Origin of the sequence: Paenibacillus luteus (genome assembly GCF_006542765.1) — a bacterium.
In the GTDB taxonomy this organism is placed as follows: Bacteria; Bacillota; Bacilli; order Paenibacillales; family Paenibacillaceae; genus Pristimantibacillus; species Pristimantibacillus luteus.
Map to the genome: position 1 here is coordinate 81,647 of NZ_SKCD01000007.1, position 14,636 is coordinate 96,282.

Below are 14,636 nucleotides of genomic sequence, written 5' to 3' on the forward strand. Positions count from 1 at the left end.
CAACCCAAGGTCCCCCCTTGATCTGCTGGTTTCTCTATTTCCCGTTCTTACACGCGTCCGCGAATGTTATCAATAAACGCCTTCGACTGCGCCATTTGCTCTTCCTTCGCTTCCTCCATGATGATGTGCACATGCGGCTTGTATTGATTGAGAAGCTTCATATAAAGCTCGTAGTTCATCTTGCCGAGTCCAGCCGTTACCGTGCCCAGCTCGCCATTTTCAAGCAGGATGCGATCCTTTGCATGGGCCGCAATAATCCGGCTGCCCAGCAGCTCGAAAGCCTCTTCAATCACTTGGTCCTGCTTCGCAAAGTTGGCTGCCGTCAGCAAATTTCCGGGATCAATCACGACGCCGATGTTGGAGGAGGGAACCTCCTCCAGCATCCGGGCCAGCTCAGGAGCCGTCCCGACCAAATGATCGTTTGCGGCCTCCAGGCCTACAAATACGCCCCATTTCTCGGCTTCTTCCGCCAGCTCCTCCAGCGTCGCTTTCATAACCAACCAATCGCGGTCGGTGTAGTCCTCGCCCTCATTGCGTCCGGTTTCGGCCGCAACCATCGGTGCTCCAAAGAACTTGGCGTAGCGCAGCAGCTCTTTAAAACGATTCACATTGGCGCGGCGCAGCACCTCATCGCGTTCAAAGAGATGAACGTAACAGCCCAGCACCGAGATCGATACGCCATGCTTGTCGAATTGCTCGCCGATTGCATTTGCAAGCCCCGGGCTGATGTTGCCTGGCTTGCTGAAATCGACATCGCTGATCGCTTTCCACAAAGCCAGCTGCACATGAGTGAAGCCGCTCTCTGCTACTTTAGGAGCAAGCTCCTTATAAGGCAAGCTTCCGAATAAATGGGCCAATACACCGACTGACATCCGATCGTCTCCTTCGTATTAGACGCTGCCCTTGAGTGCGACCTCCACCTTTGGCGCGTACACTTTTTTGGCTAGATAAGACTGCGCAATCATGAATAGGCCACCAGTTACCCAATACAGCGAGATGGCTGCAGGCGCCGATAGAGCGAATACGCCCATCAGAATCGGCGACAAGTAGCCCATGAACGCAAGCTGCTTCTGTTGAGCGGCGTTTGCATTCGGCTGCGTGGTTTGGGAAACCTTGAATTGCACAAAATAAACGATGGCTGCAATGATCGGCAGCACAATATCGGGCGAGCCTAGCTTAAACCATAGGAACGAGTGATCCGCAAGCTCCGGCGTCAGCTTGATAGCTGAATACAAGCCCATAAGGATCGGCATTTGAATCAGCATTGGCAAGCAGCCGATGGCAAGCGGATTAACCTGATGCTTCTGATAAAGCTGCATCGTTTCCTGTTGAAGCTTTTGCTTGGATTCCGCATCCGATTTGTTTTTGTATTTATCTTGCAATTGTTTCAGCTCAGGCTGAAGAATGGCCATCTTGGTTTTCATTTGATTTTGCGAGCGGTACTGGCGCATCATAAGCGGCAATAGCACCAAACGGATAATCAACGTAATTCCGATAATCGCAAAACCGTAATTCCCTTGGAACATGTCCGCTAAATACTGTAGTACCGCGGATAATGGATAAATCACGTAGTGGTTGAATATACCTGGCGTATTGCCGTCGATCGTACCTGTAGCCGTGCTGCAGCCGCTCACTAGCAGCAAGCCCAGCAGCATCAAACCTGCCATCATAACCCGTTTATATTTTAAAGAAGTGAATACATTGCCCGTTTGCATAAAAATCCTCCTCGTTTGTTTGAAAATGGCGCAACAAACGAGGCGGAGCAGTCTGCTATGTCGTCATCCGGTGATTCCTTCCGCTTCACTTTCCTGGCTAACCAGTGATGCAGCGGAACGGTTCGGATAAGTACCTGTGGCATCAATACGAACATTACGGTTAACATTTGGCTTCGTTCCCAATAGGCATACACATCAAGATCCAAATGCGTAGCAAAGGCAAAGGCCAACGAACAAAGCAGACTAAGCGAAATCAAATAGGGCACGATATCATGCAGTTCAAACTCAAACAATGTATTCACCTCCCTTCCTGTCCATCAAAATACTTTTGATCCTATCTGGATAGTATATCAGTAAATCTCAGCTAATTACGAGCCCAGTCAGCACAAATGTGTTACAACTCCGATGAAGCTGGTTATTTACAAATAGATGGCGAACACCATATAATTTCTAAGTTGCATGCGCCGGCGGCTGCCCGAATGGAGCTAACTCCGCTCGTAAGGCGCTTCATGGCGATGAACAATCAACTTAGAAGAAAGAGGACATCATGATACGAAAAAAGTTCAACCGCATTTATTTGTCGCTTATCCTCGTTATGCTCCTCCTGCTTACGCTGGGGCAAGCCATTCCTTTAGGCCAAGAAGGCTCATCGACCGCGCACGCGGAAAGTGCGGCCACCTCGCCTATGGACGGCCAGAAAAAAAAGCTCATTCTTGGAACCTCAGCCGATTATCCGCCCTACGAAAGCGTAGATGCCAAAAACAGCGGCGAGATCGTCGGACTAGATATCGATATTGCCAAGTATATCACCAGCCAGCTCGGTTATGAACTGGAAATCGCAAACATGGATTTCAATGGTTTAATTGCCTCTCTGCAAACCGGCCGCGTTGACTTCGTTATGTCAGCGATGTCCGCAACGGAGGATCGTAAGAAGAACGTCGATTTTTCTGATATCTATTACGCAGCCCGCAATACGATCGTTTCCAAAAAATCGGCGCCATTAGAAACGGAAGCATCGCTTGCCGGCAAAAGAGTCGGTACCCAGCTTGGTTCCACGCAGGATTTATATGCCGAAACGATTGAAGGGGCTGTCCTCAAGAAGCTCAATAAAATTCCCGATCTGATTCAGGAGCTGAACTCCGGACGGATCGATGCCGCCATCGTTGAGGATGCTGTTGCTCTGGAGATGACCAGCCTCAACCCCGAATTGGTCATGAATTTCCTGCCAGCCGAGTCGGCTGACAACGGCTATGCCCTGGCTTTTCCTAAGCAATCGCCCATTGTCACCGAATTTAACGGCGTACTGGCGGACATGAAAGCAAACGGAGAGCTTGACCGCATCGTAGACAAATGGTTTCCCGACAAGGAGAAGGAGTCCAGTTTGCTGCTGAATCTCAACATCGATTTTAGCGTGCTCAAGGGCTATATTCCTTATATATTAAAAGGCGTTTATGTCACGCTGCTCTTTACGCTCGTTTCAGCACTGTTTGGACTCGTATGGGGTACCATATTGTCGCTGTTTAAAATATCCGGCATTAAGCCGCTCGAATGGTTCGCGACCGCCTACACCTCGGTATTTCGCGGAACGCCTCTGCTTGTCCAACTCACGATTATTTACTATGCAACGCCGCAAATTTTCCATTACGATATTCCCGCGTTGATGGCAGCCGGGCTTGCGTTCGGTCTCAATTCCTCCGCTTATTTGTCAGAGACCATCCGCGGCGGCATCATGGCGGTGGACAAGGGGCAGCGCGAGGCTGCTATCGCACTCGGTGTCCCATACCGCACGATGATGCTCCGCATCATCTTCCCTCAGGCGCTGCGTACCATTCTGCCTGCGCTTGTGAATGAATGCGTTGCGCTGCTCAAGGAATCGTCGCTCGTATCCGTCATCGGCGTTGCCGACTTAATGCGCCGGGCTGACGTCGTTCGTTCGGCAACCTTCAAGTCCATTGAAGTCTTGTTGTTTATTGCCGCTATTTATTACGTACTCGTGCTCGTCTTGACGGCACTTGCCCATAGACTTGAAAGGAGGCTGCGCCGCAGTGATTAATGTAACCGACTTGACGAAGTCCTTTGGCAAAAACCAAGTGCTGAAAGGCATAACGACAACCATAGACCGAGGTGAGGTGGTTGCCTTGATCGGGCCTTCCGGCTCAGGCAAATCCACCTTTCTCCGCTGCTTGAATATGCTTGAAACGCCGACCTCTGGCGTGATTACGATCGATGGCACCGCGATTACTGATCAGAAAACAGATATCGCCCGCGTCCGCCAGCGGATCGGCATGGTGTTCCAGCATTTTCACCTGTTTCCGCATATGACGGTCATGGATAATATTACGTTTGCGCCCATTCAGGTGAAAGGTTTGCCACGAGAAGCGGCGCAGGCTAAGGCGAAGGAGCTGCTTGCTCGCGTAGGCCTTCTGGACAAAGCCGACAGCTACCCTTCCCGCTTGTCCGGCGGCCAGAAGCAGCGCGTAGCGATCGCTCGAAGTCTGGCCATGGAGCCTGACATTATGCTGTTCGACGAACCGACCTCGGCGCTTGATCCCGAAATGGTGAAGGAAGTGCTGTCCGTCATTCGCGGCCTTGCCGAGACCGGCATGACGATGCTGATCGTCACGCATGAGATGAAGTTCGCCCGCGAAGCGGCGGATACGATCTATTTCCTGGATCAAGGGAAGCTCGTGGAACGGACGAAGCCCGAGCAGTTCTTTACCAAGCCGCAAAGCGAGCGTGCTGCACGGTTTTTGGAGCAGGTGCTTTAATAGAGCGGGTTCTGTACTATGCCGCAGAACAAACCTACTCGAGTTACATCCATTACGATAGCTGCCGAGAAGAAGCCTTCTAACCGACGAAGATGTCAGTTAGAAGGCTTCTTCGTTATGATTCAGAATTTGCCCTGCAAGGCGCTGCCGCTTGGAAGAAGCATATGTTCTTATCATTTTCTCTTATCATTTTCTCTCATCAAAGCTTCCATCTCCACGCACGCCATCACGAAAGCGCCGACGCCGTGCAGATCATTTTCGCAAGTTGGCCGTGTCACGTAGCTTTCATAATCGCCTGCTGAGGTGCCAATGCAAATATCCGGCAAAACAAACCGTCCTTGTTCGTCTGACTTCACCACGCTCACAAGCCCCTTGTACCCTCGCCTTGCCGCAGCCAAGCCTTCCTCGCCGATTAGCCCAAGCTTATAAGCCTTCGCAAGCGTATAAACGAATAAGCAGGTCCCCGATGTTTCCAGCCAATTATCCGTTAAGTGCCCTTTATTCACGACCTGGTACCACAATCCGCTCGCGGCATCCTGATGCTTTACTAGCACCGCCGAGAACTCTGACAACACTGCTTCCAGCTCTGCACGCCCCTCGGCTCCGACCGGAATTTCATCCATGAACTGCGCTAACGCCAGCCCGTACCAGCCGAGCGACCTTGCCCAAAACTCGGGCGAACAGCCGGTTTCGGGATCAGCCCAAGGCATCTGCTTGCTCTCATCCCACGCATGATAAAGCAGTCCTGTCCGCTCGTCCTTCATATGCTGCCGCATGAGCTGCTCTTGGTGCAGCACCATTTGGCGCAAATCTGGTTCGTCATAAGCGTTAGCATATTTGAACGCAAATACGCCGCCCATATACAAGCCATCCAGCCACATATTGTAGGCGTACTTGTCCTTATGCCAGAAGCCGCCCTCCGAGGTGCGGTTCAGCGTATGGAACAGGCTGCGGAGCTTATCCGCTGCGATGCGGTACTTTCGGCTGTCGCCCTCCTGATCCAAACGGAACAGCAGCAATCCTGCCTGAATCGCATCCAGCTCATCGCGGGCGAAATCGAAATTGCCGTGATCATCAATGAGCTGATCCACATATCGCTTGATGTAAGCAGCGTAGCGGTCCTCGCCGCCTGCCTGCCAGAGCAGCTCCATGCCGCAAAGAAACACGCCCTGATGGTAATGCCAGCGCCTTGCAGGCGGAAGCTCCTCCGGCAAGTAGGCGTCCATTAAAGAATCGCAAGCCGCTCTTGCCCATTTTATCGGCGAAGCTATCGTTGAATTTTCTGTCATCGTTGAGCACCTCTTCTTTTTTTATCAGCATACGCATACTCTCCCGGCATCAGCCCTTAATAGAACCAAGCATCGCACCTTTGGCAAAATGCTTCTGGAGGAACGGGTAGACGATGAGAATCGGCAGCGTAGCTACCACGATAACCGCCATCTTCACCGTCTGGTCGGGCGGAGGCACGGCAGCATCCAGATCGGAGCTGTAATCGAGTCCGCTCGCAAGGACAACGATCTGGCGAAGCAGTACCTGGATCGGCCATTTGGCGCTGTCATCCAAATACAGAATGGCGCTCAAATACGTATTCCAGTAGGTCACCGCATAAAACAGGGATATCGTTGCGATCGCAGGCATCGACAGCGGCAGCACGATGCGGAACAAAATGCCGAAGTCGCTGCAGCCATCAATTTTTGCCGATTCCTCCAAGCCTTCGGGAATATTTTGAAAGAAGTTTTTCAAAATAATAAGGTTAAACGCACTGATCGCCGAGGGAATAATGAGCGCAGCATAGCTGTCGATCAGCCCCATCTCCCGCACGACAAGGAACGTCGGAATCAACCCTCCGCTGAACAGCATCGTAAAGACGACCAGAAACATGATGGCCTTGCGCCCATCGAGATCTCTGCGCGAGAGCCCGTATGCCATCAGTGCCGTAGTCAGCATGCTGAATACCGTACCGAACAGCGTAATAAACGTCGATACCGACATGGCGCGGAATATCGTATTGGTCGAAAAAATAAATTTATAAGCATCAAAGCTCCAAATGGTTGGTACAAGGATGAACTTTTTCATCGCCATCTCGGCGCTTGTCGTGAACGATCCGGCAACGACATGCAGGAACGGAAGCACCGTCACAAGCGCTATAATGGCGAGTAGCGTAAAGTTCACTATCGAAAAAAGCCGGCCGCTGAGCGTTTTGTCCTCTACCATGCTGAACCCTCCCTAAGTTTTGTTGCTACGCCCAAGCTTAATACACGCCTTCCTCGCCCATCTTCTTAGCCAGCCGGTTCGCTGCCATGACAAGCACGAGCCCAATAAACGATTTGAAGAAGCCGATCGCGGTGCTGTAGCTGAACTGACCTTGCCGCAGCCCTGCCGTATACACATAGGTATCGATAATTTCAGCAACATCCCGATTCATGGAATTCAGCAGCAGATAGACATGCTCGAAGCCCAGCTCCAGCACATCGCCTATTTTCAAAATGAGCAAAATAATGATGACGCTTCGGATCGCCGGCAGCGTAATATGCCACACCTGCCTGAGCCGGCCGGCACCGTCCATACGTGCTGCCTCATACAAGCCCGGATCAACAGAGGCGATGGCCGCCAAATATATAATCGTTCCCCAACCCGCTTCCCGCCAGATGACCTGAATGATATACGTTGGCCTGAACCACTCGGGACTGAGCAGGAAATTGACTTTTTCGAATCCAAAATACGCAAGCAGCTCATTCACAATTCCGCCGTCCGACGTCAGCATCACGAAGCTGATCGACACGATAATGACCCATGACATAAAGTGAGGCAAATAAACAAGCGTCTGAAACGTTCTTTTGAAAAAAGATAACCGTACCTCATTCAGCATTAACGCCAAAATAATCGGAACCGGAAAAAAGAATAATAAATTCATGCCAAACAACAACAGCGTATTCGTCAATATGTTCAAAAAGTCAGGCTCGGTGAACAAACGCTCGAAATGCTTAAGGCCGACCCAATCGCTTCCGCCAATCCCCTTGAAAGGCTTATAATCTTGGAAAGCAATTGCAAGACCTAACATTGGAATATACTTGAAAATAATAAAATAGAACACTCCCGGCAGCAGCATGACATAGAGCCATTTATTTTTCCATAGACGCTTTTTAAGCTCGCTAGTTCGAGGCTGTGGTACCCTTGCCTGCTGAATAACCGTTTCCTGCATACGGGATCTTCCTTTCCACCGGAGGTTTTGGAGATTGCCCGGACGTCCGGACAATCTCCAAGGCATCGCTATTGTGCTTGCAGCAGGTGCTGCGTTCTATTTTTTGTAGGCTGCATTGTACTCTTCAATAATTTGAGCCCCGCCGCGTTTCTTCCAGTCCTCGACCGCTTTGTCGAACCCAGCCTTGTCGATCGAGCCGTAAATATATTTGTAAGTCGCGTCCTTGATCAAATCCTGCAGCCCTGTTCCTTTCTCCGTATACGTTGGCGAATCCAGCGCCGCAGTAGGGTCGGCTACCGCTATCTTCTCGTTTTCCACGATGAGCTGCTCCGCATGAATACGGGCAGGAAGCTCATGAAAACCCTCATACATGCCGTTTGTTTCCGGCTCGCCGATGACGCTGTCCTTGTAGCCTTTCACCTCGCGCTCAGTCAGCTCTTTATCTGAAGAAGCTTTAGCTTTGCCATCTACGACTGTGTAATGAGTGCCTTCAATTCCCCAGTACATCACGTTGGATACTTCCGGTGTCATCAGCTTGTCGAAGAATGCCAAAATCTTTTTCAATTCTCCTTCATCTTTAATTGCAGATTTAGGGAACAGCGCTACATTGTTGTAGCCAGGAATCGACCAAGAGGCCAATTGTCCTTGAGGACCGGCAATCATGCTGTGCGTATCAACGACGGCTGTCGGTACGTTTTTGACCAAATCCTTCACAAGGGAATCGACATCCTGCATGGAGCCGATATAGACACCAGCCTTGCCGCTTGTAAACATGTTGACTTGATCGGTTTTGCTTGTCGCTGCAAAATCCACGTTCATCGCCTTGGCATCACGAATTTTTTTGATATAATCCATCGTTGCCGTATATTCAGGAGTCGTAAAATCAGGTACGAGTTGGCCGTCTCTCTCCCCCCAACCGTTCGGAGTGCCGAACCATGCGGATGCCGTTTTAAATGCGCCATAGATAAGATCATTCCGGTCAGCCAAACCAATCGTATCCGGCTTGCCATTTCCGTCCGGATCGCCCGTTGTAAATTTCTCCATCATGGCAAACAGCTCATCTACATTGGCCGGTGCGGCAATGTCCAGCTTATCCGCCCAATCCTTGCGGTAAATAATGCCTTGGCGAGCGAGTGGCCTGCCGATATACACCGAGTACAGCTTGCCGTCCACCTTCGTATTGTTCAAAATCTCTTCCTTAAGCTTGCCTAGGTTTGGGAACTCGCTCAAATACGGCCCGATTTCCCAGAACTGTCCTTCGCGGATCGCTTCTTTCATTTGTACGAAGGTCGCCTGATTTTTCAGATACGTTACCTGCGGCAGCGAGCCTGTAGCGAAGGAAGCATTCAGCTTCTCTTCGTACGTGTCTGCAGGGAAGAACTGGTAAGTAAGCTTCGTATTTGTCAGCTTCTCCAGCTCATTCTTAATCGTATTTGGTGGAGTCTCCGCAATATTAAGCGGAAGCATGATCGTAATTTCTGTAGGTTTCTCCGCTTCTGCCGGCTTGGCCGTCTCTTCTGTCTTTGCGCCGGTGTCGTTGCTTGGTGCCGTTGAAGGATTGTTGCTGCCGCCCTTGTTGCCACCTGAGCAAGCTGCCAGCAATAAGCTAAATGTCAAAACCATGCCCATCAGAATCGAAAACGATTTTTTCTTCATACAGCGTTGACCTCCATCTACGATTTGGTTGCTACGCCTTCAAGCTACCATGCCAATGGGCGATGCCGAAATAATCATTCCCTCATATCACCCGCTTTCGGCGACGTATCTGATGGAATGATTATGGCTGAAGAAGATGACACCCACACTTGCACATACTTATATTCATGTTCGTCCAAGTGGATTTGATGACAACGCAAAAAGGGTGAAGATCGCTCTTCACCCTCGGTTAATGTTCACTGCTATATGTTTATTTCCATGCGGAAACTTTTATCCTTTTATACTTTCGAACGAACCTTCTCTCGAGCTTCTTAAAGAAACCTTGGCTTTTTTTCTCCTCCTGAATGTTTTGAATGCCTCTGATAAGCAATCGGTATCTCCACTCATCGTCATGGCTAAACTTATGTATTTCTTTGAAAATTTCCGTTTTCATTTCAAGTCACACTCCATGTTGTCTAGATTAGGATATAGGATGAATTACTTACATTATCTTTATTATATAAAATGCCACTGTACATTTTCTGAACAAATTTCGATTAAATGAGACAAAAGTATCATTATAATAACATATATCGACTTATGATATGCAACTTAATACTCATAATATGTCATTAGTCCCGACTCGCATTCATTTGCTCCATCCAAATTGGCAAGAAAAAAAAGAGCAATCGTCCTGCCCTAACGGACAGCCAGACTCCTCTTTTTTTTGCTCAACCGAAGCTGCTGTTCAAATGAAACCTTATTCCCTCTTAAAGTAGGCATCCGTATACTCAGCCATCATCTGGCTGCCGCCACTGCGCTTCCAGCGGTCAACCTCCTGATAGAAGCCATCAGCACTAATTTGGCCAAGTATATATTTGTAGGTAGCATCGGAGATGATTTTGTTCAGCTCCATGCTCTTCTCATCGTACGTCTTGGATTCCAGACCAATCGTCGGATCTTTAACGATAAACTTATTATTGTCCGCACTTAGACGATCCGCCAGCTCCCACATGGACTCCTTCTCAGCTACCTTTAACAGGTTAGGGTTGCTTAGATCTGCAATCATGAGTGGATAGAGCGCATTTACCTCCGTTACACGAAGCTGCGAGGTTGCTTCGGGAAGCTGAACCTGCTCACCACTCAGCGTATAATGCTTTCCTTCAATTCCGTATCGCATCAGATTAGAAAGCTCTTTGTCCATGGTGCGGTCGAAGAAGGCAAGCTGCTCCAGCAATTCCGCTTCCGTACGGATCGCCTTTTTCGAGAATAAATAAAGACCGTTATAGTTAGGTATCGACCATATATGGAAACCGCCGGGTCCTTGGATTCTGTTCACCAGCGTGAAGCGAGCCTTCGGATTAATCTGCTTTGCCTCGTCTGACAGACGCTGCACATCGGTCATGCTTCCAATATAAACGCCCGCAGCTCCGCGGATAATTTGGTCCCGCTGCATATCTTTGCTCGTTACCGCAAAATCCGCGTTCATCAGCTTCTCATCATACAGCCGCTTCATGAAGTTCATCGTCTCCAGATAAGGTGCGGTTTCAAACTCCGGAATGACCTTCTTGTCTACGATACCCCAATTGTTGGGCGTACCGAAATAAGAGCTTAGCGTCTTAAATGCGCCGAACACCAAGTCATTGCGATCCGCCAGCCCAACCGTATCCTGCTGGCCGTTGCCATCCGGGTCGCTCAGCGTAAACTGCTTAATGACCTCATAGAGGTCTTCAAGTGTTTCTGGCTTGTTCAGCTTTAGAGTGTCAAGCCAATCCTCCCTAATAATAATGCCTTGCCTCGATGAAGGACGTTCCGTATATAATCCAAAGACCTGCCCATCAATAGCAGCTTGTTCAAGTATATCCGCGTCCAGATGCCTTAAATTCGGGAATCTCTCCAAATAGGAGCCAATCTCCCAAAACGAGCCGGAGCGTATTGCATTTTTCACAAAAATATAGTCCGTATGCTTCACGAACGTCGCCTTCTTCAATGAGTTTGTGGACAACGCCGTATTCATTTTATCTGTATAAATGCCGTCGGGAACCCAATTGATATCCAGTTTCACTTTCGCTAAAACTTCGACTTCCGCAATAATTTCTTGACTTGGCGGGTGGGGAAAATGCAGCGGCGCCATAATGGAAATGACGGGTAAGCTGCTGCTTCCGTTCTTGTTCCCAGCGGTAGATGAGGCACAGGAGGAGCATAGAAAGAGAATAAGCAGCACAGCGAGAATACGTACGATAAGAGCTGGCCTTGCATGTGAAGAATCATTTCCCAACGGTAATCCTCCTTGTGTTATCAGCCTTTTCTCCTCATAATCTAAGGAAATGATCATCTGCAAGCCAGATGATTATTGCTCAAAATGTATGCGTTTACTAAAATAAAGCTAATGCTCTCTCATTCCCAGATAAGGTGTTGATAGCTGTGCGGTCCTTAACCTTTTTAAGCAAAATGACGATCTACGGCTTTCTGCTCAGCACGCTTCCGGTTATTTTTATTGGCGCCTTCTCTTACGCAACTTCCTCCAACGAAATCCAGAAAAATGTAAACTCAGGAAAAATGCAGCTGATTATGCAAATTAATTCAAATGTAGAGCAGAAATTGACGACTGTCAACCATACGCTAAATCAGGTCATTAACTCGACGGTACTGAAAAAAGCGATGAACCAGCCATTAACGGTTAATGAGTTTGTCATGTACGACGACCTTAGAAGTGAAATTCGGCATATGCAATCCTTCGACACCAAGCTCGAGGATGTGGTGCTGATCAATGAGCGCCATAACTGGATGATTAAAAACTCGGGTCTCTATTCCTTCGAACAGTATGCTTATTATGAACAGCTATCCGGTTTGATGCAAGTCCCTGAAGGCACCACTTGGGTACTGAATCCGTCCAAATGGTTTTATAGCGAGGAAGCCGCGGGCAGCGAAGCCTGCGCCTACAGCATCAGCCTCGTCAAGAAGCTGCCGACGAACGGGCTTGAAAAGTACGGCTTGGCACTTGCCAATATCCCGACCTGCAGCCTGCAGGAGCTGCTCGACAATAAGGGGGATCATTTCTCCAATATAATGATTCTGGATGATCAAAACCGTATTTTGCTGGACCAGGATCAATCCCTGATTGGCAAGCCGGTAGCCGTAAGCGGAATAATGCCCGAGCAATTGGACGAATCCTCCGGTCAATTCACGACTGCTGTGGAGCAAAATAATTACTCCGTAACCTACTTCCGCTCCGAGCTTAACGGCTGGACTTATTTATCGACGACCTCCATCTCCGCCATGACGAAGGAATCCAACAAAATCGGCACGTACACTCTCTACGTATGCCTGTTTATGCTGCTCCTATCTATGCTTCTAGCTTGGATCGGCTCACGCCGCATGTACTCGCCCATCCAACTGCTGCTGAACCAGATCGGTGAACGTCCAACGGATATTCGGAAGCGGAAAACCAATGAGTTCCAAGCGATCGGCGAGCGTGTCGCGCATCTCTTCCAGTCTAAGACCGAGCTGGAGAAGGAAGTACATCAACACCTCCAGCAGGTACGCACTTTCTTCTTTATGAAAGCCTTCCAGGGGACGGTCAAGCCTAGTGAAATTTCCGAGCGGCTAGAGCAATTCGGCTACAGCCAGCAGTTCAAAGCGTGGAGAACGATGGCGGCCATTACACTCCAAATTGATTTTCCCGATCACAGCCGCTACTCCAAAAACGACCTGGAGCTGCTGCTTTTTGCCGTGCATAACATGCTTGAGGAGCTCATCCCATCCGATCAGCGCCTTGCGCCTATAATTATGGATCAAACGATCGTCACGATTATCGGAAGCGCAGAGCCCGATGCCGAGGCTTTCCATAATGCTAAATACGCAATAACCGAGCATCTTCAACAGCAGATTACAAGCTATTTGAACGTTCAGGTCAGCATCGGCATGAGCCTCCCGTTTTCTTCCTTCTCTTCTCTTCCTATCGCTTATAGGGAAGGGCTTGAAGCGCTCAAGCATCGGATCAAATTAGGCGAGGGCATCATCATCCAGTATGAGAACGTGAACGAGGGCAAACATTATTTGAATCTCAACTATCCAGCCCATCTGGAGAATGAGCTTATGGATGCGATCAAGCTCGCCGACAAAGACAGGTCGAAGGAGCTGCTTCGCGTTTTCTTGCAAGCCGTATTTGCGATTGAATTGTCACCGCAGGAATACCAAATCCCCCTTGCCCGGCTGCTCAATAACCTGCTGATTATTATGCAAGAATCCGGTGTCAGCTTAACTCAGATCCACCCCATGAAGGGGTCACTGCTGGAGGAGCTGCTGGAGCTTCATACCACGGCGGAGATTGAAGACTGGTTCTGGACTAGGGTCGTTTATCCGATGATTAAAATTTTCAAGGACCGTCAAGAAGCGCAATACCATAACATTTCCGAGAAAATAATCGATCTTGTGCAGCACCAATACGATACCGATCTCACGCTGGAAGAATGCGCCTCACGCCTTCATTATAATGCGAACTACTTGAGCAGCGTTTTCCGCAAGGAAACGGGTTATTCGTTCAGCGAATATTTGACGATTTACCGTTTCCAGATGGCAAAGAGATGGCTGGAAGACAGCGAAATGCCCATTAAGGACATTGCCGCCAAGCTTTGCTACAACAATTCACAAAATTTCATTCGCTCCTTCCGTAAACAGGAAGGGATGACGCCTGGGCAATACCGCTATAAAAAACGGAACGGATAACCGATAAAGAGAGTACATGCTTTTGGAAAAAAATATGCTTTTAAATTTGAGTAGGAGGCTGTACACATGCCACAGAGACCGTCTAAAGAAGAATATTTGCCCTACTATGAGCAATATATTGGCTTGGTTGGAGAAGAATCAATCATTGAAATTCTAACGAAACAGCTGACCAGCACGACTGAGCTGCTCTCTGACATTCCCGAACAGCAGTCAAACTATCGTTATGCTGAGGGAAAGTGGACGCTGAAAGAGGTTATCGGACATATCTCCGATAACGAGCGCGTCATGGCCTATCGCCTGCTTCGCATTGCGCGTGGAGACCAAACGCCTCTTGCGGGCTATGACCAGGATGAATTTATGAACGGCTCCACGTTTCAGGATTGGACCTTGTCACAAATTATTGAGGATTATATTTCTGTCCGCAAAGCTACGCTTGCGCTGTTGCGCGGTTTATCCGAAGTGGCATGGCAGCGTACCGGAACAGCGAACGATGCCCCGATCTCAGCCAGAGCTTTAGCTTATATTATTGCCGGACATGAGCTGCATCACTGGAAATTAATTCAAAGCAAATATTTGAGCCATTAAACG

12 protein-coding genes are annotated in these 14,636 nt (G+C 49.1%); 4 read left to right on the top strand and 8 right to left on the bottom strand.

The annotated features are described in order from the left end of the window. Window positions 1-47: 47 nt before the first annotated feature. Genes E0496_RS05320 through E0496_RS05330 form a run of 3 tightly spaced genes read right to left on the bottom strand, consistent with a single transcriptional unit; the run spans window position 48 to window position 2,008 of the window. On the bottom strand, window positions 48-872 hold the full coding sequence (locus E0496_RS05320; protein ID WP_141500614.1) for a sugar phosphate isomerase/epimerase family protein: 825 nt from the start codon (window positions 870-872) through the stop codon (window positions 48-50). Window positions 873-890: 18 nt separating this feature from the next. Then, window positions 891-1,715 carry a membrane protein insertase YidC gene (gene yidC, locus E0496_RS05325; protein WP_141500615.1) on the bottom strand — a complete coding sequence of 275 codons (825 nt, stop codon included), beginning with the start codon at window positions 1,713-1,715 and terminating at the stop codon, window positions 891-893. Beyond that, window positions 1,685-2,008, bottom strand: coding sequence for a hypothetical protein (locus E0496_RS05330; RefSeq protein WP_141500616.1), 324 nt, complete (start codon window positions 2,006-2,008; stop codon window positions 1,685-1,687). Before E0496_RS05330 ends, yidC begins: the two co-directional genes overlap by 31 nt. Window positions 2,009-2,262: 254 nt before the next feature. On the opposite strand from E0496_RS05330, the gene E0496_RS05335 reads away from it, so the two are divergent. Both E0496_RS05335 and E0496_RS05340 read left to right on the top strand, forming a co-directional pair. Next, complete coding sequence (locus E0496_RS05335; protein WP_141500617.1) at window positions 2,263-3,768, top strand: ABC transporter substrate-binding protein/permease; 1,506 nt, start codon at window positions 2,263-2,265, stop codon at window positions 3,766-3,768. Then, entirely contained in the window at window positions 3,761-4,483 is a 723-nt protein-coding gene (locus E0496_RS05340; protein ID WP_141500618.1) for an amino acid ABC transporter ATP-binding protein, read from the top strand. Before E0496_RS05335 ends, E0496_RS05340 begins: the two co-directional genes overlap by 8 nt. 173 nt (window positions 4,484-4,656) lie before the next feature. On the opposite strand, the gene E0496_RS05345 is transcribed toward E0496_RS05340, so the two are convergent. The 5 genes from E0496_RS05345 to E0496_RS05365 all read right to left on the bottom strand — a co-directional run bounded on the left by E0496_RS05345 (window position 4,657) and on the right by E0496_RS05365 (window position 11,598). Next, window positions 4,657-5,772 carry a glycoside hydrolase family 88/105 protein gene (locus tag E0496_RS05345; protein WP_141500619.1) on the bottom strand — a complete coding sequence of 372 codons (1,116 nt, stop codon included), beginning with the start codon at window positions 5,770-5,772 and terminating at the stop codon, window positions 4,657-4,659. A 49-nt stretch (window positions 5,773-5,821) separates the two neighbouring features. After that, window positions 5,822-6,697: a carbohydrate ABC transporter permease gene (locus E0496_RS05350; protein ID WP_141500620.1), complete on the bottom strand. Its 876-nt coding sequence runs from the start codon at window positions 6,695-6,697 to the stop codon at window positions 5,822-5,824. Between the two features lie 37 nt (window positions 6,698-6,734). Then, window positions 6,735-7,685 carry an ABC transporter permease gene (locus E0496_RS05355; protein ID WP_141500621.1) on the bottom strand — a complete coding sequence of 317 codons (951 nt, stop codon included), beginning with the start codon at window positions 7,683-7,685 and terminating at the stop codon, window positions 6,735-6,737. A gap of 96 nt (window positions 7,686-7,781) precedes the next feature. Next, a complete protein-coding gene (locus tag E0496_RS05360; protein ID WP_141500622.1) occupies window positions 7,782-9,341 on the bottom strand; it encodes an extracellular solute-binding protein in 1,560 nt (519 codons plus the stop codon). Window positions 9,342-10,080: 739 nt separating this feature from the next. Next, entirely contained in the window at window positions 10,081-11,598 is a 1,518-nt protein-coding gene (locus E0496_RS05365; RefSeq protein WP_241674599.1) for an extracellular solute-binding protein, read from the bottom strand. A 173-nt stretch (window positions 11,599-11,771) separates the two neighbouring features. Here E0496_RS05365 and E0496_RS05370 point away from each other — a divergent pair, with 173 nt between their 5' ends. Both E0496_RS05370 and E0496_RS05375 read left to right on the top strand, forming a co-directional pair. Then, complete coding sequence (locus E0496_RS05370; RefSeq protein WP_241674602.1) at window positions 11,772-14,048, top strand: AraC family transcriptional regulator; 2,277 nt, start codon at window positions 11,772-11,774, stop codon at window positions 14,046-14,048. A 66-nt stretch (window positions 14,049-14,114) separates the two neighbouring features. Further along, on the top strand, window positions 14,115-14,633 hold the full coding sequence (locus tag E0496_RS05375) for a DinB family protein (protein ID WP_141500625.1): 519 nt from the start codon (window positions 14,115-14,117) through the stop codon (window positions 14,631-14,633). Window positions 14,634-14,636 lie beyond the last annotated feature (3 nt).